Here is a 19,669-nt window from a genome sequence, read left to right on the forward strand (position 1 = left end):
GGGAGGGGTTTGGGGGGCTTTGCTCGCTATTGCACTGCTGGCATTGTTATTTTTTGCAGCCGCCTGGCGTGGTCTGCGTCGAATGCAGTTACCGGACTGATCGATGTTTAAGTTATTCCAGCGTTTACTCAACAGTCGCTTCTGGGCCTTGGCCATAAAAGAGGTTCAGCAGATCTTTCGAGATAAGAAGCTGCTGTTTATGTTAGTTTTTCCGCCCACGGTGCAATTGTTGCTCTATGGCTTGATCTTGAACCCCGATGTGCAGTACTTGAAAATGGGCGTCGTGGATCAGGTTAATGTTGGGGCCAGTCGCGAGTTGGTGGCAGCCTTGACCGAGAATGATGTGTTTGTGGCCGATCGCTACAGTGCTAGTCAACAGACCCTGGGGGAACAGGTACGGCGGGGAGACATCACGTTGGGGGTGGTATTTCCTCCTGAATTTAATCGCAATTTGGCTCAGGGTAAACCAGCCGAGATCCAGGTGATGGTGGATGGGGTGGATGCCAATACGGCTGGTATTGCCAGTGGTTATATTAGCCAGATTGTTCGGCAGTATAGTCGCCAATTGGAGGATGCTGAATCATTCAGTATGATTCAGCCGCAGATCACTTTTCTATATAACCCTGGGCTGATTAGTAGCTGGTTCTTTGTGCCTGCCATGATGGGTGTTGTGTTGACGTTAATTGGATCGCTGGTATCCTCTTCGACGCTCATTCGAGAAAAGGATACAGGTACCTTAGAGCAGCTTCTGATGACTCCAGCTTCATCTAGTGAGATTCTGCTGGCAAAGGTGGTACCTCTATTTGTCTTATTGCTCGGCGATGCGCTGTTAGCGCTGAGTTTTGCTAATGTTGTTTTTAGCGTGCCGTTGCGGGGCAGCTTGTTGCTGTTTCTAGCGATGTCAGGGTTGTATGTCTTTGTTGGCATTGGCATTGGTATGATGCTGGCCACGCTCTGTCGCAACCAACAGCAGGTGATATTGACGTCGTTTTTTATCAATATGCCGTTGATTCAGCTTTCGGGTGCGATCGCACCCATCGAAAGTATGCCTGCCGTTTTCCGCTACCTGTCATTGCTGAATCCCCTACGTCACTATGTGGCAATTCTGCGGGCTGTATTGCTTAGAGGCGTAGGGTTAGAGGTGATCTGGCCACATGCGATCGCTCTGTTAGTTTTTGCAACTGTGTTGGGAACTATCAGTACCCATCAATTCCGGCATCAGGTGAGCTGATCGCCTAGGCCTTACGAACTGGTACGCAAATGCTATGCTACGTCAGCCGTCTGGAAAGAATCTTCTCTTAAGGCTTTCAGCAAGTCTTCACGGGTGATGATCCCAACTAACTGTTTTTGATTATCTACTACGGGTAGACGATTCACTCGTTTGCCTATCATGAGATTCGCCGCTTTGGCGATAGGAGTTTTTGGAGTAATCGTTATGGCATGAGAGGTCATCACATCTTGTACCAATATGCCCAGACTTTTCTTGAGCTGTTGCTGAAACCTGCCGGGGGGATCTAGATAGACGAGGGTCCCTAAAAAGTTAAGATAAAGCGGTAGCTGAATTGGACGCTCTTTGAAAAGTAAATCAGCTTCTGAGATGATGCCGACAACCTTGTTATCATCATTTACAACAGGGAGCCCGCTTACGTGGTTTTCTTCTAAACGCTTCAATACGGTCTCCACTAAATCGAGCGGCTTTACAGTGACTGGGTTGAGTGTCATCAGGTCTTTGACAAGATAGGTCTGATCCATGTTTTTAACCTCGTTCATACGACTGCTCACATCCTTTTAATGGAGTCTATGCTCTACTCACGTAATTAATTAGTCTATCCCTAGAGTAAGTTGTTTATGTGGTGAAATTATGAGGACTAACCTGATAGCGATGTCTGATGCTTGCCCTCACCCTCACAGTTTCCCCAACTTATTTGTGTATCCTGAAAATGAAGGTTCCTCCAAGGCATTGCTCCAGGCAGGTGGAAGCTTCAAAAGCTAATAAGAATTGGTTTGTCAATTGTTTGGAGGTAGTAGTATGACTAAAATCACACGCTGGCGTCCGTTTGGCCACATCGAGCATTGGGAACCCTTTGAGGAAATTGATACCCTCAGAAAAGAAATCAATAAACTTTTTGAACAGTCCGTACTGGGTGGTTCGATTAGTGAAAATGGGTTTGACTTTATGCCATCTGCTGAGATAGATGAAACAGACACCGAGATTCATCTGAAGCTTGAGGTTCCTGGCATGGAAGCCGATGATTTGGACATCGAAGTTACCGATGAATCAGTTGCCATCAAGGGTGAGCGTAAGTCTGAAACCAGGACTGAGGAGAAAGGGGAATTCCGTTCTGAGTTCCACTACGGGAAATTTGAGCGGCTGATTCCGATGCCGACACGGATTGTTAAAGATCAGGTGGCTGCTGAATATAAAGCTGGTGTCCTCCGTCTTACAATTCCAAAGTCTCAAGAAGAGATAACGGAGTCCGTTAAAGTTAGGGTTGCTTAATCCTTAAGGTCAATGGTCTAGGATTGTCACATCCTCAGTATAGATAACAGGAGACTGCCCTATAAGCATTCGTGTTTGTAGGGCAGTTGGTCTATGAGATGGTAAACACTATTCATGTTTGTTCTGATAGGAGAACTATGATTGGCAATGCCCTTCATGATTTTATGTTTATTAGGCAGCTGCCAACTGTTTGGCTAGAAGGTTGCGTACTTGTTCGTCTGTGGTTTGGGCAAAATTTTCGTACCACAGACCAATGGCATAAAATGGTTCAGGCGTAGTTAAGCACACAATCCTATCCACGTCTGCTTCTAAGGCTAGACACCTGGATCGTGGTCCTACTGGCACTGCTGCTACAATCTCTTTAGGACGTTGTTGTTGTAAAACGGCAACCGCTGCTTGCATTGTGGCTCCAGTGGCCAACCCGTCGTCGATTAATAGGATGGTGCGATCGCAAATCTCTGGCTGAGGTCGATCTCCTCGGTAGCTCCGATCACGCCGCTGTAACTCCCGCAGTTCCCGAGCAGCGACATGCTCAAGGGTTTTATCGGAGATAGCCAGCCAACTGATAATGTCATAGTTGAGCACACGCACCCCCCCAGAGGCAATGGCTCCCATGGCCAGTTCCTTGTGTCCAGGCACCCCTAGTTTGCGCACCAGGCAGATATCCAGAGTGAGATTCAACGCCTTAGCTACTTCATAGGCAACGGGTACTCCACCACGAGGTAATCCCAATACCAGTACATCGGAGCGATTGGCATAGGCTGTGAGCTGGGTTGCTAGCTCTCTTCCTGCGTGGGTGCGATCGCGAAATCGAGTCTTCATTATCTTTACCCCTTAACATTCACGACGGCTTACCAGTAAAATGCTTCCAGGCAGATTCCAGTGCGCCCTGAGCCCGGTCGCTAGCACGATGAATTTGCTGCTGCAGACTTTCCCACTGGTCGTGGAGAAAATCGACTGCCTCTTTCAGTGCGTGATGGTCATGCTCACCTGAAGCTGCCATTTCATCGCCTACAGTTTTGATTTTGACGCGGACCACCTCAGGTTGATCATGGGGTGAAACGAGATCGTGGAGGCGATCACTCAGTTCATGCACCAGCTGGCGTACGGGGGAGCTTTTTTCACTGAGAAAATCCTTTAGTCCCTCAGTCTCATTGCGGAGACGATCAGGTGCACCGGTTTCAAGAACTATGGCGTCAACGGTGATGGTTTTAATATCGTCAGGAGCTAAAACTGTGTGTGGTGGGGATGGAGCAGTTTCTCCTGTGGCGAAACGCTGAAGTGTCATTGCCCCAGTGATATCTCCAGACAGAATATACGCTGCGATTTCCCCAGTGTGCCAATCAAATAGAAAATCTTCAATCCAAGCGTTGGCTTTATTAAATGTTGATTGTACCGGTAATCGATGGAGCCGATGTAATCCACTAGGAGGACTGAGGGTCAGGTGCCCATAGGTAGACACTGCCTTGGTACTTACTCCAGCTATCTGCAATAAGGGAATATATCCTCGGGGACAGGATAGATAAACGATGTTTCCAGCATCATTAGTCCAAACCTCTTGTATTTCTCCCAAATATTCAGCGGTTGCACTATCTATTGCCACTAAACCGGTGATTTGGCTATAACGAATAACATTGAGCATAATTTTGAACTCCCTTAGCCCTTACTTATCCTAGAAAAATAATCTGAGGACTTTGTAATGATGCAACAGAACGATCTAATGTAGGAGCCTTCACTGTGGTTTCCTCATACAGTCCTCAAATTTATGGCATATCTTGAATAAGGGAGCTTGTCTAAGCTGCTAATTGGGAGGTCTTACCATGATTGATGAGTCTATCAAGCTTTTTAGCTTAAATACCAGTCGAGAATTTGGCAAAAAAGTCTCAGAACGTCTGGGTATTAGTCTGAGTCATCATGAGGAAAGAGACTTTGAAGATGGTGAACATAAGGTTCGATCGTTGATAAATGTTCGTGGTCAAGATGTCTATGTTATCCAATCTCTCTACGGCGAGCCAGGAGCTAGCGTCAACGATAAGCTCTGTCGGTTGCTATTTTTTGTCGGTGCCCTCAAGGATGCGTCAGCTGAGCGTGTAACTGCCATTGTTCCTTATCTGTGCTATGCCCGTAAGGATCGTAAGACAAAGGCTCGGGATCCGGTGACGACTCGATATATCGGTCAATTATTTGAGGCGATGGGTTGCGATCGCATCGTTACCCTAGATGTCCATAATCTAGCAGCGTTTCAAAATGCCTTTCGATGCCCAACTGAACATCTAGAAGCCAAAAATACATTTGTTCAGCACTTTGCGACTATTATTGGTGACCATCAAGTCGTTATTGTTGCCCCTGATTTTGGTGGGGGCAAGCGTGCCGAAGCTTTTCGAAGAGCACTATGCCAGAAGATACACCAAGATATCCCTATGGCCTTTACCGAAAAATACCGTAGCTCAGGCGTTGTCTCCGGAGAAATGATTGTCGGAGAAATTCAAGGCCGAATTGCCATTATTATTGATGACTTGATTAGCAGTGGTACCACCCTAGCTCGAACTGCCAAAGCGTGTCGCAGCAGGGGGGCTACTAAAGTCTATGCAGCAGTCTCCCACGGTGTCTTTGCCAAGGAATCCAATCATATTTTGTCGATTCCAGACCTTGATAAAATTATCATTACTAACACTGTTGCACCGTTTCGCATCACAGCCAGTGACGTTAAGCTCAAACTTACTGTGCTAGATACTACACCACTGTTTGCTGAAACGATTCGTCGACTTCATGATGGAGGATCGCTCGTGGAGCTACTAGACTCCCCATAAAGTCCTCCTAATCCCTGAGGTGCCAGGATACGCTGTTATGGGTAGACTTTTCGAGCTACTGACGTTCTTTGTATTGCGAATAACTCACTTACTATTTGTATGACAATAACTATCATTCATGCTATTGGAGGCCTAGGGCTCTTTCTATTGGGCATGATTGTGATGACAGACGGGCTGCGGGCTTTAGCGGGGAATGCCATGCGAAGGGCGCTGATGCGCTTTACCCGCAGCCCTCTATCTGGAGTGTTGGCAGGAGCTACCACTACGGCTATTTTGCAATCTTCTAGCGCCACGACAGTCGCGACTGTTGGGTTTGTTAGTGCTGGCTTAATTAGCTTTTCAGGGGCGCTAGGGATTATTTTTGGGGCTAATATCGGGACGACGTTTACAGGCTGGTTAGTCGCTATTTTAGGCTTCAAACTCAAATTGGGTACGGCGATATTGCCGCTCCTCTTTATGGGTGCCAGTTTGAAGTTGTTGGCTAAAGGGCGATGGGCAAATGTGGGATATGCGATCGCAGGTTTCGGTCTGATTTTTGTCGGCATTACCTCAATGCAGGATGCCATGGGCGGCCTAAATGGACTGATCACGCCCGAGCAACTACCTACAGATACTCTGGTTGGTCGCTTACAGCTGGTTGCTTTAGGCATAATTGCAACAGTGATCACCCAGTCCTCTAGTGCTGGTGTAGCTGCCACCTTAGCTGCGTTATATGCGGGGGCTGTTAATTTTGAACAGGCGGCTGCATTAGTTGTTGGTATGGATGTTGGTACGACTGTCACGGCCATTATTGCTACTGTAGGTAGCTCGGTCAATGCTCGTCGTACCGGGATTTCCCATGTTGTTTACAATATTTGGACGGCTAGTCTGGCACTGGTTTTGATTACCCCCTACACAGTTATCTGGCAGTGGATAGCGCCGGGACAGCTGATGCAAAATGCAGAACTAGCTTTAGTCGGGTTTCATACCTGTTTCAATGTTGTCGGGGTGACGACAATATTGCCCTTCACCCGACAGTTTTCCCAGTTGATAGTACGGTTGGTGCCCAGTAAAGGGCTCACCTACACAGAAGGGCTGAGCGATGGGCTTTTGGAACAACCAGTTTTGGCATTGAATGCTATTCAGGTGTCGATTCAGACTGAGCTATTGGTGCTGTTACGGCATGTAGCGGCTATTTTAGGTGATCCCAAGGGCCAACGAGGTGATTTACCTGAACTCCGGACGGCTTTAGATGAAACCCATACTTACCTGGATAAAATTCATCTGAAAACAGGTGAAGGACCACTATGGGAGCGACTGGTTAATATGATTCATGCGCTGGACCATCTTCAACGTATTCATGAGCGCTGCGAAGAGGATGAAGATCGGGCCAAAACCGCGCAGGCAACAATAGCACTAGTGGAAGAGAAAAATCTTCTGGTTGATAGCATTCAGCAGATTATGGGATTGATTCAAGCCGAACGTTGGCAGCATGCAGCTGTTCAGGCTCATGCCACCTCAAAGCAGATCCATCGTAAGGTTGAGCCCTACCGAGCCACCACCATAAATCAGGTTGCTGTTGGCCAGATTGATGTCCTGACTAGTACAGAACGTCTCGAAGCCATTCGTTGGCTACGTCGGGTCAGTAAACATATCAGACAGATTACTGACCACATGAGTCAGGCAGTCCTCGCCATTGGCAAATAAATATTGAGAGATTCGCTGTGCTGATGAGTCTGACAACGATGTCCTTTTCATCGAGGTTCTGCGGAGATAGACGCATGAAATTTACTAGAATATTCAACAGTTAACTGCTTTGGTGTTGGACGTTTCATTATTGATGTTTGGCATAGTACAGCACCCTCTTGCTCCAAATCTTCAACATAACCTGCTGCTGCCTGACTTGCCTCAGATTCATGCTTAAAGGGACCAAAATAGTAGATGCAGCGTGGTGTATCGGTTGATACCTCAATCCACCACGTGCTTCCAAACAAACCTTTTAACTGACTAAAGAGACCATTCATAGGGGGACCTACCCTTGTTTGTTAGCGGTTTGATTACTTGCGTTGTTGAGGGTATCCTTTGAATTAGGTCTGTTGTGTAGCAGACTCTGGGCTAGTTGACATAGTTGCTAGCCAGTCAAAAACCTGATCAAGCTGCTCTAGCGTGATTAGGCCATCTTGCCATAAGACGATAGGAAATAAGTTTGAGTGTGGACCACTACGCTGTAATGCCGATTGGATAGATGTCTCTGGAACAGCAAGCTCGGTTTGTAAAAAATGAAGTAGTAGGGATGTTGGAGACATGGTCATCGGGGATAGTCCTCCTGAAAAGCTAAACGATGGCAAGGAATCTTGTCAGATAAAATTGAACTGATTAAGTTTCCAGTGTGGATTTCCAGGTGGTCTGCGTGATGAGCTTCGAAGATAATTCTCGCATAGGGCATAACAACTCGCTCGAAAAAGTTGCTAGTGGCATTAGGGATCCGAACGATCTGAAACTGTTCAGTATGGTTGATGTAACAACATTGAATTGGGTTGTGTTGCTGAACACAGCTGGTTTTAGTTCTGCTGGTTTTAGTTTTTTTGGGGCGGCGCAATTTAGGTGCAACATGTCTAACTCGCTTTTTTTGAATTACTTCCATGATTTTGTATCGGTCGCCAACCCAAGGTCTCTAGTGAATCAGGTGAGGCATAGAGTGTGACTCCCTTGCCTAAAGAGATACAGATTGAGCGACCGTTGTAGGGTAAGATCTTGCCTTTTTCTTGTGTGTGCGGGCATTCGACCCATCGCCCAGGCTGCCAGTCCATAAGTCTTGAGATCGCCTGCATTAGCCGATGTATTGAGCAGGATCGTTGTTGAGTCTATAGGGATCGGGTGGATGATAAACTTGCTGTATGGCATTCACGGGTAGCATGTAGCGAACGCCCTCGTGAATCAGGTCCTCAATTTGCTGTTGTTGTCCTAACGATAGTTGGAAATTCTTATTATGCAATAAGGGTTGTTGGTATGCATCAATAGCAACATAGCTGTTGTGAAGGCGTCTCAGTACGTACAACAGCAGTTTACCGCGTGAGTTGGGATCTTGAAAGGCAAGTTGGTATGGATTTTGAGGATAGGTTGACAAAACTTGATCAATTCCTCTAATCGCCATCAGCCGGGTTAAATTTATAATTTGTTGTGGCATTTTACTATCTTGGCTTTGTTAAAACTTGGGTGAGACAATTTCTCTGTTATTGGAAAGAAACTATTGCAAAGAAACCACAGTATGGATGCTTAAACGGCTTAGCATCCATACTGTGGTATCAAGGTTATCCTTGTAGAACGCTTATCTCTACGATTGCCTTACTTTAAACCGAGAATATGTGGAAACTGTGTTGCTTGTTAAGCTGATCAACTTAATCAGACCATTGCAGTAGTGTTTTAATTTGGTCAGCAATATGCTCTGGCTCAAATGGTTTGGTGATTATTCCCGCTGCTCCCAGGGATTCAAATAAACGTTTCTCGCCATTGCGGGCTTTGGCGGTCAGAAAAATGACAGGGATGTTTTTGGTAGAGGGATGAGCCTGGAGTTTACGAAATGTAGCGGGGCCATCTAACTCAGGCATCATGACATCTAGTAAAATGGCGTCAGGCTGATCGACCTCGGCTATGGTGAGGCCTGTAGCTGCAGAGTTGGCGATTAATGTATTCCAGCCAGCGGTAGCTTTTAGCGAGGCCTCGACGATAATGTGAATGGCGACTTCATCATCAATTACTAAAATACGTCTAGCCACCCATTACCCTACTTAAGCTGCCTTTAGCTCAATACTTTGGGTAGAGTTTACACTGTTTCGAGTTCGTTCTCAATTTATCGGCAGGGTGAAATAGAAGCAGCTGCCTTTGCCTGGGGTGCTTTTTACTCCAATGAAGCCACCATGCTGTTCAACGATATTTTGACAGATAGTGAGGCCCAATCCGGTGCCTCCCTTTTCACGAGAATCCGAAGAATCTACTTGTATAAAGCGCTCAAAAATCTTGGCACACTTCTCGGGGGGAATGCCTCGGCCCTGGTCACGGATGGTGAATAGTACGGTGTCTCTGCCAGGGTCGCTTTCTCCAGATTCAACGGTTAGCCAAATTGTGCTGTTTCTTGGTGAGAACTTGATGGCATTGTCCATCAGGTTGGTCAGTACCTGATGGATGCGATCGCAATCGGCCATGATCTCAAACCCAGGGTCAGATACCTCTAGGGTGATGCCTGCCTGATTGGCTGTGAGCTGAAATAAGCCCACGACTTGACTGGTCAGGGTTTGGGTATTGAAGGGCTGTTTTTGCAGCAAACTGGTGTCTGACTCCAGACGTTCGAGTTCTAAAATATCGTTCACCAGCCGCACTAAGCGCTGAGAATGTTCAGCCGTTAACTGCAATAACTGCTGGCCCTGCTCAGACTCAACGGGCACCAGCCCTCTGGCTAAGAGCTTGATCCCGCCATGAATCGCTGTCAGCGGGGTGCGCAGCTCATGGCTGATGACGGAAATAAACTCGCCTTTCATCCGGTCGATGGCAAAGCGCTCGGTGATGTCTTCTCCAATGCTCATGGTGCCAATGATGTTACTGTGACCGTTACGCAGCACGGTATTATTCCAGGCGATCATGCGCTGTTCCCCTGACTGGGTAAGGATAGGGTTCTGATAGCGTAAGGTTGAATTTGGCTGGCTAAGCAACTGCTGAAAGTATGACCTGACCAACGGTTGTTGTGATGGGGGCAAAAATAGGTCAACCCAGTCTTTACCAAGTACATCGGTGGCAGTATAGCCCGTCAGATTTAATAAAAAGGGATTGGCATAGTTCACCTTGCCGTTGCAATCGAGACCGACGACTGCCAGGTGAACATTTTCGAGCAGGGTGCGCCAGCGCTGCTCGGCCTGGCGCAGGTCAGCGGTACGAACTTCGACCCAATTTTCTAGGTTGGCATTAGCCTGCTGTAAGGCCTGTTCGGCCTGTTGGCGTTCGGATTCGATGCGTTTGCGATCGCTAATATCCATCGAAACCCCCACAACGCCCACGAGAATGCCCTGGTCATCATAAATGGGGGCATCGATCACCCAGGCTGGAAAGGGGGTGCCATCTTTACGCTTTACCCAGAACTCCCCAGACCACTGTTCACCCTGTTGCAGGTGAGCCATAATTTCGACCGCCTGGTCGCGGGTCGTATCAGCTGGGGTAATGTCCAAAATAGAACGTCCCAGGACCTCGGCTGCTGACCAACCGTAAAGGGTTTCAGCAAAGCAATTCCAGTAAAGAATATTACCATCCAGGTTAGTGGCGATCACGGCTTGGGCCACGGCGTCCAAAAGCCTGGATTGAAATAGGATGTGGGCCTCAGCTTGCTGAATTTCTATCTGTTCAGCTTGCAGCTGTGTGCTCAAACGGACCTGATCTCGCCTTAATGCGCTATTTAGAGATTTGGCGAACTGATGCTCTGTCTGCGCTACTTCAAGCTGCTGGCTTAGACGGGTCTGCGCTTGTTCTAGTTCAAGATTACGGGCCAGCGCCTGGTCTACTGAGCGTGGCGGCTCGGCCTCCTGTGACAATCGCTCAAAAATCTGTTTGATTGCATTCGGGTTTAAGGCTTGTAAAAGACTGCTTTGGGTAATCATGCCCACCAATCGCTCCTGCTCGTCAACGATGGGCAAATGGCGCACTTGGTACTGAAGCATTTGGTGAAAGAGGACCAGGGTATCGTTGACTTGGTCGGTGGTGATCGTTTGTACCGCTGTGGTCATCACCGCCGCGATTGGGACATTCGTTATTGATTGCCCTGAGGCTATAAGCTCCACCAGATCTCGCTCTGTGAAAATGCCCACCGGGCGCTGTTGCTCAGCAATCAGCACATAGCTGGTTTGGGCCTGATGCATGATTGCGATCGCATCCCCTATCAATGTCTCCGGCGTTACCATCAGTGGTGTAGAGGTAACGACTCGGTCAGCCAAAGAACGTGTATTTGGATCGGGCGAATCAACGGGCATTTATAAGCTGTTAAATCGTGCTGGAAATCTTATATCAGGCTGATTGAGAGCCTTCAGTCCGCATTTAACTGAAAGAGCTGAACACAGCCTACTCTAGTCAACAATTATGGTGATCTTATGTTGATATATAGACTAGAGATTAGCCATGACCTCACTGGCAAGATACTTGATTATTGCCTATCCACGTTGGTCTGCGAGAGTACTGTACTAGCAGACCGATACAATCCTTGCAAATCCCTTGCATCCTCAGGATAAACGGCTATACCAACCGTGAATGTTCCCTGAAACGTCTGGTTGTCGCAGCTCAACTGCTCATTCTGCCAAGCCTGCAGAAACTGGGTTAGCCGTTGAGTACCCTCTTCTCGACTGGCTCCATAGAGTCCCACCACAAACTCCGTTTTACTCCAACGAGCCGCCACATCGTCTACCCGAAAGGCTATTCCTAAACGCTCACCAAATCGTTGCAAAATCTGATCGCTAGCTCTTTCAAAATTACTATTGACGGCATGTGCAACTTGAGGGTGGTCATCCCCCTTCTTAAGGGGGACCGAGGGGGATCTGTCAGTCGCTTTAGCGCTTGGAGATCCCCCCAACCCCCTTGAAAAGGGGGAGCTAGAAAAGTCGCACATCTCGTTATTGGTGGGTTTGAAGCTGTCAAAATTGAGCAGAGCAAAACACAGTGGCTGCTCTTGACGGTGACCCAATCTGAGAAACCGGCTTAAGTCCTGAGTTGATTTTTGCCGGTTAGCGATGCCCGTTAGACTATCAATATTTGTTTGTAGTTGCCGAGTGCGCGCCCGTTCTAACCAGTTGAGTATTCGCACCACCAGTTCAGGAGCCACAATAGGCTTGCGGACATAATCATCACCCCCAACCGAAAACACCCGTTGAATCGTCTCTGCTTCAGTATGGGCTGACAACAAGAGTACCGGCAACTCAAGCCAGCGAGAATCATTGCGCATTAGCTGGCATAGATCAAATCCAGTGATCTCAGGCATGTCTACATCAAGAATCACCAAGTCGGGCGCTGTTTGCTCCAAGGTTGCAAAAAAGTGTTGCGGTTTACTCAACAACTGCAGCTGAAATCCCCAAGGCTGCAATAGATTGTGCAATAGGGTCAGTACCGCCGGATCATTATCTACTATTAACAAGGTGGCCGACGATAATGTCCCCGGCTGCGCTAGATTCTTTGGCATCGGAGCCGACCCTGGCAAAATCTCTGACGACGTTAGTGCCTGCTGCACATTAGTGACTAAAGCTTCCAAATGAGACACGTGCTGAGGGGTAAGACGACTATTGGCTAGCAGACTGTTTTCTATCTCCTGACAGTAAGCTGCAACCATTGGAAATCCAAAACTGCCCAGCGACCCTGCCAGAGCATGGGTTTCTCTAACAATCTGCTGTCGGGCTACTTCATTGAGACTCCCTGGCTGCAGTTTATTGAGCATGGTTGCTAGATCTGATACGCGCTGCATATAGGGTTCTCGCACAGGCTGCCAGAGAGTTTTTAAATCTATCTGTTTTGCTCCCATACTGGGACTGGACTGTGGAAGTACGTCTTTTCCATCGACTGTTTTTTCCGCTTGATGTTCAACTAAGTCAGCTGGGACTAACCGATACCCTAAGCCATAGAGTGTTTCGATTACATCTGTGAGGCCCACCCGCTTGAGTTTTTGGCGTAGTCCTTTGACTTGAGTGCGCACAGCACTGATATGCGGTGCGTCTTCAAAGGGCCAAATCTTGTCTAGTAGATCATCCAAGCTAAAAACTCGATTGGGATTGCGTAAAAACAGCTCCAGCAGACCATACTCTTTAGGAGTTAGTGAAATAGGTACATCACGATAGCTAACCTCAGCACTGCGTGGGTCAAGGCACAGCTCGCCCCACTGCAAGACAGGCGATACGATACCCTCCGCTCGGCGGAGCAACGCCCGAATGCGTGCTAACAGCTCCTCAAATTCAAAGGGCTTAATTAAATAGTCATCGGCTCCCGCATCTAACCCAGCGACCTTATCGGTGCCAGCATCCCGAGCGGTCATCAAAATAATCGGCACATTATTGCCCGTTGCTCTCAGCTGCTGGCAGGTCTGGATGCCATCTAGCTTAGGCAACATCCAATCTAGCAAGATCAAATCGTAGGGAAAGACCTCAGCCATTTCCTTTCCCATCTCACCATCCATGGCCCGATCCACTAAGTAATGATGATTTGTCAGTACTTGAATCAATGCCCCAGACAACTGATCATCGTCTTCTATTATCAAAAACTTCATAAAATTTATGAAATCTTAGTGATATGAAGTTTATTGTTAGTTTATTCTTCATTGAGTTTAAGTTAAATTGCGGTTGACAAAATGTTAATTCATGAAAGTTTAAGATTTTCGGATTGATCTGACGAGAGGCTGGCTTGCAACACCAGCCAACTCAGCATGTCCATCGTGAAGTACATGCTGAGTTGGCTGTTATATATGAACCAATGCATTCGTTCTATAGAAAGGGATGTATCGCAGCGCTCACACATTGAGAAATGAGTTGGAGAGTAAATGTTATCCATTGGTTTCGATGGTTTAGGCTGCAAGGAACAATCTAAATCTCATAAGTTCCTCAACTTGCTTTGATTTAATAATCTCACGGTAAAGATTCGCCGAGGTTCATGGGGGGATTGGCTATGGCAAATCGAGACCATCTTGTTTTACTCAGGCAAGGAGTGAATGATTGGAATTGTTGGCGGACTGATAATCCAACCATAATGCCCGATCTTAGCGGAGCGGATCTCAGCCTGATAAATCTGCGTGGAGTGAATCTAAACAACACGGATTTGTGTGAAGCCAACTTGAGTGAAACAGACCTGTTGGAGGCTGACTTAAAGGCAGCTCAACTGATCCAGGCTAATCTTATGGGAGCGGACCTGCTTGACGCCAATTTGATGGCAGCCAATTTGATGAACTCAAACCTGCGTCATGTAGATTTAAGTCGAGCCAATCTCCTCAATGCTAATCTTCATGGTGCAGATCTCACAAAAGCAAATTTAAGTCATGCAGAACTCAGTGGAGCTGATCTGAGTAAGGCTGTTTTGATTGACACTTACCTGGGTAGAGTGAATCTAATTAAAGCAAACCTGTGTGAGGCGGATCTAAGTAAGGCTCATCTCTGTGGTACTCACTTTATTCAAGCAAATCTCGTTCGGGCAAATCTTAGCGAAACCGATCTTAGCGAAGACAATTTCAATGGCGCTGATCTCAAAGGTGCTAACTTGACCAAAGCACACCTGATCGGAGCCCACCTCAGTCGAGCGTGTCTGCAGAATGCTTGCTTGCGAGGAGCTGTTCTTAAAGGGACTGATCTGACCAAAGCTGATTTAAGAGGTGCTGATCTGACTCAAGCCGATCTCAAAGGTGCTAATCTGATTGGAGCAAATTTAAGCCAAGCCAAGCTGGACGGAGCCGATCTCACGGATGCTAAGCTTCGAGATGCAATTATTCCAATGGATATAAGACATTCACTACAAGAATAGAATCATACTTCACAAGATTCTCAAACTGTTTATCTAATATGAGCATGAAAGGAGACTGGCCCCGAGATTACCAATTTCTTCAAAGACACTAGAACACAGGGCAAGTGATAAAGACTTGCAATGCAGTGTTTAGTTTAAAGTCAATCTCCTAACGATGCAAGTTATCTAGAAGCCATCAGGAGGTATATATGAAACTCACTCACATATCGTGGTGTTAGTTATGAATACAACCCACCTCAGGTCGAAGTTGCCGATAGCGAAGACGTTGGTAAATATCGAGGTGTTACGCTCCACTTCCATAAATTGCTAAAAGCTATCGCTCAACCCTCTTTTGATCTGAAGTATCGCGGCATTGCCTATCACGTTGGCTCAGCTGCTTAGCTGCGATTCAGCTCAGCTGTCTAGCTTCAGCTAGAGTTTCTTCCCTAATTTCGACGGAGTTCAACAATTTCGCTGTGCTCGTCAGTGCTAAGCCAGCTAAATTCAGGCTTAAAAATACTACAGGAGGTTTTAACTCATGACTATGAAATCTCAAAAGACTCCTATTTTACCAGCACTCTGGGTTTATCTGAGTCAGCCCCTGTTGAATACTAAATGCGGGCTAATCTTAAATCCCCTCAAGTTCACTATCCCCTACAGAATTCGATTGTTAGAACGATGCTTTGCTAAAGATTATGAGCTAGAACAAAATCGTCAGCACTTAGAGCTTTGCTGGGGGAAAAGCTTTGTCTTAAGACAGGTTCATGAGCTAGTTCGGGCTGAGTGAAACAGTTCTTTAACACCTTCAATGGTAGATTGAAGGTGTTAAAGAATTAACATTTGACTGTCACAAGTTCCTCACTATTGGACGATAAGCTAATGCTTAGATTGCCTCTTAGCAAGAGTAAGCAGGAGCTTATTATGGAAAGTTTTGATTATGTTGTTTTAGGTGCAGGTCTCGGTGGTTTGTCGACAGCTGCCTGTCTTACTCTCCAAGGAAATCAAGTGGCTGTTCTGGAGCAGCATTATTTGCCAGGGGGCTGCTGTCACACGTTTCAGTATGGAGATTATTCTTTCTGTGCCGATGTCCATTACATTTATCAATGTGGCAGAGGTCAGACAGTGGATCAGTTTCTAAATTATATTGAAAGAGATGTTTCCTTTAATTCCTTAGACCCAGACTGCATTGATCGCATTGTTACTCCCAATGTCGATTTTCGGATTCCGCTAGGCTGGGAAACGTTTCGCGATCGCCTTTTGACTACGTTCTCCGATGAAGCTACTGCTATTAATCGCTACTGTGACGAGATTAAGCACTTGCATCAGGAAATGGTGGACCTAGAACAAGACGTACATTGGTATGATCGCAAATGGTCTGACTGGCTAAAACTACCAAAATATTGGCATCTTTTTTCGAAGCGATTATATACCCTTCAGGATCTCTATGATCAAGTTGGATTGTCTCCTAAATTACAAGCTCTGCTGGCAGGACAAAGTGGTGATTATGCTTTACCACCCAAAGATATTTCCTTAATGACCCATGCAAGTTTGGTGTCAGATTATGCAGAAGGGGCCTACTATCCTAAGCATCACTTTAAGCATTTGGTAGACACCATCGTTGAATCTATTACGTCAGGAGGCGGGGTAGTACAGCTCTCCACTCCTGTAAAGCATATCGAAGTTTGCGATCGCAAGGTTCAGTTTGTCAATGCTGGAGGTATTTCCTACTGTGCTGACAAAGCCTATATCAGTGATATGGATCCAAAGAAAACCGTTGCACTGATGCATGGAACTCAATCCCTAAGTGCCCATGAAAAACATCGTCTGACAGATTATCAATACTCGATGAGTGCGTTTAACATCTATCTAGGGCTTGATAGTCGCTTTGACCCAACCCGTTATGGCATTGGTAATTGGAATATCTGGTATTATCCAACAGGCGATCTTAATCAAGAATATCAACAACAATATCAGGGTAATTTAGACCATCCCTGGATTTTCCTATCTTGTCCCACCTTAAAGTCGGTGGAGCCAGGCATGGCACCAAAAGACCATCATGTCCTTGAAATTGCCACAGTTTGTCCCTATAAACCCTTTCGTCAGCTCCATGAGCAAGATAGCAAAGCTTACAAAGCGAAAAAGCGAGCTATTTACCAATCGACCATGACAAGCGTTCGAGACTTGATTCCAGATATCGATGCCTATATTCGCATGAAACTATATGGCACACCGACGACTAGTGAATATTATCTAGGGCAACCGGAAGGCAACATCTATGGTGCTAATTTGATTCCAAACCAGGTTGGCCTGCGACGTATTGGATATCGTACAGAACTATCTAACCTTTTCTTGGTAGGTGCTAGTGCTGGCTACCCGAGTGTACCGGGGGTAATTGGTAATGGCATGAATGTGGTGGAGTTAATTACTGGGCAGGCTGTTTATAAACAAACTGCCCATCGATTCTTCCTTCCTCAGTCGTAAGCCATTGTAATGCAGCTAATTCAGCTGACGATAGGACCTTGGCCTGTCCCCCCTGAGATATCCGGTGCATTCCCAGGGCATATCCAAAGCCCACCCCACCAAACATCAGCAGCGCCGCTATGCCAAACGCTGGTAAACCTGCCCGTATCCAAAACTGCTTATCATTTACCCGGTCAATCCGCTTGCAGTGCTGAATAACGGCTTTCTCCACGACCTGCCCCAGCTCTGTACCCAATTTCTGAGACAAGTCAAAATTCTTCTGGGCCAACATGCCCCGCAGCTGTTCTTTCAAGTCCTGGGATAATGCCTCAAAGCTTTCAACCTCACTTTTTACCTGGTCCTGAAACACCGTCGGAACTTTGGCCAACTGAGTCAAGTTTTCTAGGTTGACTGCATAGATCGAGCTAATCACTGCCGCAATTGGGTCTGTTACCCGCACCCTATACCTGTAAGTTGTTGGCTAGTATTCCCAAGTCTCTGGTCACCGGTAGAACCGTGATTGTCCAGGCCGATACCGAATTTGGCACCGTAGACTTCTTGGGAGCCGTTCGTCAGCGTAACTGGCGAGCGGTTGTCGGCATCAAAAATAGTCGGCTATTACACGATGGGCGCAAGCTAAAAGACCTGCCAGGCAACGCGAAACGGGGGCTACAGGTTTATCTCAAGGATATGGACTATCCGCTGACGATTTCTTGGTTTTGGCTTAAACGTGCAGATAACAAACGAGAGTTACGCTTTGTGGCGTCGACCCATCCTTACTCTGGGGTGTATCTCATTCGCTTAGGGCGCAAACGCTGGGCGATTGAAGGCTTTTTCAAGACCGCTAAGCATCAGTTTGGACTCCATTGCTTTGGCCAAAGCACCAAAATCGGCGTCTATCGTTGGCTTATTCTCTCGCTCATTGCTTACTTGCTGGCCCATTTGTGGCTTCCGGAAATTATGGCCGTAATTTGAAGAGTCAATTCCGGAAATTATGGCCGTTCTCTCATTGAACAAATAGGTGTGTTTCTTGTCAATCGTTAAGAGATTTTTCTTCAGATTTTTTGGACGCTGTCGCCGTTGTCTTATCTATTGAATTCAAGTCTAAGTCGAGCTTTCGGCCTTTGAGACGAAAGGAAGGACCGGCTAGTTTGAGATAGTCGCCATGATGCAAGGTGCGGTCAATGATGGCGCGGGCAAGTTCCTGGTCATGAAGCACTCGACCCCACTGATTGAGCGGTTTATTGGTGGTCAACAAAATAGGCTTGCCCTTGAGATAGCGTTGGTCAACGACTTGAAAGAGAACATCGGCAGCACCTGGCCCGTAGCCGAGATAGCCCATCTCATCAATCACTAGAACATGAGGTCTGAGATAGGGTTGGAGAGCAACGTTGCGCTCAGGGGCGACACACAGGTCATTGATTAAGGCCGCCGCCGTCGTAAAGCGAGCGGTGAAGCCGTTTTGGATGGCTTTATAGGCAATGGCAATACAGAGATGGGTTTTACCAGTACCGGGTGGGCCTTCGAGGATGAGAGACCGATGGTCGCTGACCAACTCAGGACCGAGAAATCGGCCCAGCATCTGTCGTTTGAGATCACTTCTAAAGGTGAAGTCAAAGGTATCAATGGTGGCCTCGAATGGGAACTTGGCTTTGGTAATCAGAGTATGAGTACGCCGTTCACTGCGGTGGGCCACCTCTTCAGCCAGGAGTCTCTCAAGCAGCTGTTGGTAGGACCACGACTCTCGTTCAGCGATAGGCACCAGCTCTGGCAAGACACGTTGAATAGTACTCAAGCCAAGGGACTTGAGCATGGGGTCTAAATTCAGGGTCATACTTGGATCGATCTAGGAGAACATGATAGGTAACGGAGGTGGTGTCAGCCCTTCGGGGGTGGCCTTGACAATGGCCTGAACATATTCACTGCCAAAGCAGCGTTCTTCGGTAGCTAAGGCAATGGCGGCCAGAAAGTCGGCTCGTCCAATCTGCTCGTAGAGGTCATACAGGGCCTCGACATCGGGTTGCCAGGTTTGGGGACGCCGATGCACTAATTCGGTCAAATAGGGCTCCACCGATGGGTCGAGGTCCAACAGAATCTGGCGTTGAGCAAAGGGCTTGCCACGCTTAAAGGTGAACAGCTGTTGGGCATGCTCACTTAAGACACTGGACTTGCCATTGTCCGGCCTCCGGGGATGGTCAGCCAGGTGACGCTCTCCCAAGTAGATCGACACCTGGGCTTGTTGGAGATGTAGGGTGACGGTCTGACCAATGGCCTCAGCCGGTACCGAATATTGTTAGTGTCACTAATTTTTCGCCATAGCTTGGTATCGTCTCAAATAGTTCAAAGTAGGGATTTACAGCCATACTGGATGCCTACCTATGACGATCCAAGACCGGGAAGCCCAAATCCTACGAGTCAA

Annotated in this window: 20 protein-coding genes and 2 pseudogenes; 9 read left to right on the top strand and 13 right to left on the bottom strand. The window is 47.2% G+C overall.

From position 1 onward, the window contains the following. Positions 1–103: 103 nt before the first annotated feature. A complete protein-coding gene (locus IQ260_RS11215; protein WP_193993195.1) occupies positions 104–1,231 on the top strand; it encodes an ABC transporter permease in 1,128 nt (375 codons plus the stop codon). Positions 1,232–1,263: 32 nt separating this feature from the next. Here IQ260_RS11215 and IQ260_RS11220 read toward each other — a convergent pair whose 3' ends face one another. After that, positions 1,264–1,752, bottom strand: a complete 489-nt coding sequence (locus IQ260_RS11220) for a CBS domain-containing protein (protein ID WP_193993196.1) — start codon at positions 1,750–1,752, stop codon at positions 1,264–1,266. A gap of 277 nt (positions 1,753–2,029) precedes the next feature. On the opposite strand from IQ260_RS11220, the gene IQ260_RS11225 reads away from it, so the two are divergent. Further along, the gene (locus tag IQ260_RS11225; protein WP_193993197.1) at positions 2,030–2,500 is read left to right on the top strand and encodes an Hsp20/alpha crystallin family protein; all 471 of its coding nucleotides are present in this window, start codon (positions 2,030–2,032) and stop codon (positions 2,498–2,500) included. Positions 2,501–2,671: 171 nt separating this feature from the next. Here IQ260_RS11225 and IQ260_RS11230 read toward each other — a convergent pair whose 3' ends face one another. Together IQ260_RS11230 and IQ260_RS11235 are read right to left on the bottom strand one after the other, a co-directional pair. Further along, a complete protein-coding gene (locus tag IQ260_RS11230; protein WP_193993198.1) occupies positions 2,672–3,322 on the bottom strand; it encodes a phosphoribosyltransferase in 651 nt (216 codons plus the stop codon). A gap of 19 nt (positions 3,323–3,341) precedes the next feature. Continuing rightward, positions 3,342–4,142 (bottom strand): photosystem reaction center subunit H, encoded by an 801-nt coding sequence (locus IQ260_RS11235; protein WP_193993199.1) that lies wholly within the window; start codon positions 4,140–4,142, stop codon positions 3,342–3,344. Between the two features lie 178 nt (positions 4,143–4,320). On the opposite strand from IQ260_RS11235, the gene IQ260_RS11240 reads away from it, so the two are divergent. Together IQ260_RS11240 and IQ260_RS11245 are read left to right on the top strand one after the other, a co-directional pair. After that, positions 4,321–5,310, top strand: coding sequence for a ribose-phosphate diphosphokinase (locus IQ260_RS11240; RefSeq protein ID WP_193993200.1), 990 nt, complete (start codon positions 4,321–4,323; stop codon positions 5,308–5,310). Between the two features lie 99 nt (positions 5,311–5,409). Beyond that, complete coding sequence (locus IQ260_RS11245; RefSeq protein WP_193993201.1) at positions 5,410–6,996, top strand: Na/Pi cotransporter family protein; 1,587 nt, start codon at positions 5,410–5,412, stop codon at positions 6,994–6,996. Between the two features lie 47 nt (positions 6,997–7,043). Here the strand turns inward: IQ260_RS11245 and IQ260_RS11250 are convergent, their stop codons facing one another. The 7 genes from IQ260_RS11250 to IQ260_RS11280 all read right to left on the bottom strand — a co-directional run bounded on the left by IQ260_RS11250 (position 7,044) and on the right by IQ260_RS11280 (position 13,570). Continuing rightward, a complete protein-coding gene (locus tag IQ260_RS11250) occupies positions 7,044–7,313 on the bottom strand; it encodes a DUF1816 domain-containing protein (protein WP_193993202.1) in 270 nt (89 codons plus the stop codon). 63 nt (positions 7,314–7,376) lie between these two features. Then, positions 7,377–7,601 carry a DUF2949 domain-containing protein gene (locus tag IQ260_RS11255; RefSeq protein ID WP_193993203.1) on the bottom strand — a complete coding sequence of 75 codons (225 nt, stop codon included), beginning with the start codon at positions 7,599–7,601 and terminating at the stop codon, positions 7,377–7,379. After that, the gene (locus IQ260_RS11260; protein WP_193993204.1) at positions 7,598–7,933 is read right to left on the bottom strand and encodes a DUF1830 domain-containing protein; all 336 of its coding nucleotides are present in this window, start codon (positions 7,931–7,933) and stop codon (positions 7,598–7,600) included. The genes IQ260_RS11255 and IQ260_RS11260 overlap by 4 nt, the downstream gene beginning before the upstream one ends. 186 nt (positions 7,934–8,119) lie before the next feature. Further along, complete coding sequence (locus IQ260_RS11265; protein ID WP_193993205.1) at positions 8,120–8,476, bottom strand: hypothetical protein; 357 nt, start codon at positions 8,474–8,476, stop codon at positions 8,120–8,122. A gap of 211 nt (positions 8,477–8,687) precedes the next feature. Beyond that, entirely contained in the window at positions 8,688–9,065 is a 378-nt protein-coding gene (locus IQ260_RS11270; RefSeq protein WP_193993206.1) for a response regulator, read from the bottom strand. 69 nt (positions 9,066–9,134) lie between these two features. Next, on the bottom strand, positions 9,135–11,300 hold the full coding sequence (locus IQ260_RS11275; RefSeq protein ID WP_193993207.1) for a PAS domain S-box protein: 2,166 nt from the start codon (positions 11,298–11,300) through the stop codon (positions 9,135–9,137). Between the two features lie 170 nt (positions 11,301–11,470). Continuing rightward, positions 11,471–13,570 carry a response regulator gene (locus IQ260_RS11280; protein WP_193993208.1) on the bottom strand — a complete coding sequence of 700 codons (2,100 nt, stop codon included), beginning with the start codon at positions 13,568–13,570 and terminating at the stop codon, positions 11,471–11,473. Positions 13,571–14,046: 476 nt separating this feature from the next. On the opposite strand from IQ260_RS11280, the gene IQ260_RS11285 reads away from it, so the two are divergent. The 4 genes and pseudogenes from IQ260_RS11285 (at position 14,047) to IQ260_RS11300 (ending at position 17,271) form a co-directional block, all read left to right on the top strand. Next, the gene (locus tag IQ260_RS11285; RefSeq protein WP_228015870.1) at positions 14,047–14,811 is read left to right on the top strand and encodes a pentapeptide repeat-containing protein; all 765 of its coding nucleotides are present in this window, start codon (positions 14,047–14,049) and stop codon (positions 14,809–14,811) included. Positions 14,812–15,021: 210 nt separating this feature from the next. Further along, positions 15,022–15,192: pseudogene (locus tag IQ260_RS11290) on the top strand (DUF4278 domain-containing protein); the annotation flags it as partial. Between the two features lie 136 nt (positions 15,193–15,328). Beyond that, entirely contained in the window at positions 15,329–15,577 is a 249-nt protein-coding gene (locus IQ260_RS11295) for a hypothetical protein (protein ID WP_193993210.1), read from the top strand. A 134-nt stretch (positions 15,578–15,711) separates the two neighbouring features. Then, positions 15,712–17,271 carry a phytoene desaturase family protein gene (locus IQ260_RS11300; RefSeq protein WP_193993211.1) on the top strand — a complete coding sequence of 520 codons (1,560 nt, stop codon included), beginning with the start codon at positions 15,712–15,714 and terminating at the stop codon, positions 17,269–17,271. Here IQ260_RS11300 and IQ260_RS11305 read toward each other — a convergent pair. Next, complete coding sequence (locus IQ260_RS11305) at positions 17,213–17,683, bottom strand: hypothetical protein (RefSeq protein WP_193993212.1); 471 nt, start codon at positions 17,681–17,683, stop codon at positions 17,213–17,215. The two genes, IQ260_RS11300 and IQ260_RS11305, sit on opposite strands and share 59 nt — an antisense overlap. A 44-nt stretch (positions 17,684–17,727) precedes the next feature. Between IQ260_RS11305 and IQ260_RS11310 the strand changes: the two genes are divergently transcribed. Beyond that, positions 17,728–18,225, top strand: a complete 498-nt coding sequence (locus IQ260_RS11310; protein ID WP_228015871.1) for a transposase — start codon at positions 17,728–17,730, stop codon at positions 18,223–18,225. Between the two features lie 58 nt (positions 18,226–18,283). Here IQ260_RS11310 and istB read toward each other — a convergent pair whose 3' ends face one another. After that, positions 18,284–19,063: an IS21-like element helper ATPase IstB gene (gene istB, locus IQ260_RS11315; RefSeq protein ID WP_228015872.1), complete on the bottom strand. Its 780-nt coding sequence runs from the start codon at positions 19,061–19,063 to the stop codon at positions 18,284–18,286. 33 nt (positions 19,064–19,096) lie between these two features. Then, positions 19,097–19,531: pseudogene (locus tag IQ260_RS11320) on the bottom strand (IS21 family transposase); the annotation flags it as partial. Positions 19,532–19,669 lie beyond the last annotated feature (138 nt).

Origin of the sequence: Leptolyngbya cf. ectocarpi LEGE 11479 (assembly GCF_015207065.1) — a bacterium.
GTDB lineage: Bacteria > Cyanobacteriota > Cyanobacteriia > Phormidesmidales > Phormidesmidaceae > Leptothoe > Leptothoe ectocarpi.

Coding starts and splice junctions, on each gene's coding strand:
- IQ260_RS11255 (WP_193993203.1), bottom strand. CDS start 7,601: ATGACCATGTCTCCAACATCCCTACTACTTCATTTTTTACAAACCGAG.
- IQ260_RS11250 (WP_193993202.1), bottom strand. CDS start 7,313: ATGAATGGTCTCTTTAGTCAGTTAAAAGGTTTGTTTGGAAGCACGTGG.
- IQ260_RS11240 (WP_193993200.1), top strand. CDS start 4,321: ATGATTGATGAGTCTATCAAGCTTTTTAGCTTAAATACCAGTCGAGAA.
- istB (WP_228015872.1), bottom strand. CDS start 19,063: ATGCTCAAGTCCCTTGGCTTGAGTACTATTCAACGTGTCTTGCCAGAG.
- IQ260_RS11220 (WP_193993196.1), bottom strand. CDS start 1,752: ATGGATCAGACCTATCTTGTCAAAGACCTGATGACACTCAACCCAGTC.
- IQ260_RS11235 (WP_193993199.1), bottom strand. CDS start 4,142: ATGCTCAATGTTATTCGTTATAGCCAAATCACCGGTTTAGTGGCAATA.
- IQ260_RS11285 (WP_228015870.1), top strand. CDS start 14,047: ATGCCCGATCTTAGCGGAGCGGATCTCAGCCTGATAAATCTGCGTGGA.
- IQ260_RS11265 (WP_193993205.1), bottom strand. CDS start 8,476: ATGCCACAACAAATTATAAATTTAACCCGGCTGATGGCGATTAGAGGA.
- IQ260_RS11215 (WP_193993195.1), top strand. CDS start 104: ATGTTTAAGTTATTCCAGCGTTTACTCAACAGTCGCTTCTGGGCCTTG.
- IQ260_RS11230 (WP_193993198.1), bottom strand. CDS start 3,322: ATGAAGACTCGATTTCGCGATCGCACCCACGCAGGAAGAGAGCTAGCA.
- IQ260_RS11300 (WP_193993211.1), top strand. CDS start 15,712: ATGGAAAGTTTTGATTATGTTGTTTTAGGTGCAGGTCTCGGTGGTTTG.
- IQ260_RS11275 (WP_193993207.1), bottom strand. CDS start 11,300: ATGCCCGTTGATTCGCCCGATCCAAATACACGTTCTTTGGCTGACCGA.
- IQ260_RS11245 (WP_193993201.1), top strand. CDS start 5,410: ATGACAATAACTATCATTCATGCTATTGGAGGCCTAGGGCTCTTTCTA.
- IQ260_RS11280 (WP_193993208.1), bottom strand. CDS start 13,570: ATGAAGTTTTTGATAATAGAAGACGATGATCAGTTGTCTGGGGCATTG.
- IQ260_RS11260 (WP_193993204.1), bottom strand. CDS start 7,933: ATGGAAGTAATTCAAAAAAAGCGAGTTAGACATGTTGCACCTAAATTG.
- IQ260_RS11225 (WP_193993197.1), top strand. CDS start 2,030: ATGACTAAAATCACACGCTGGCGTCCGTTTGGCCACATCGAGCATTGG.
- IQ260_RS11295 (WP_193993210.1), top strand. CDS start 15,329: ATGACTATGAAATCTCAAAAGACTCCTATTTTACCAGCACTCTGGGTT.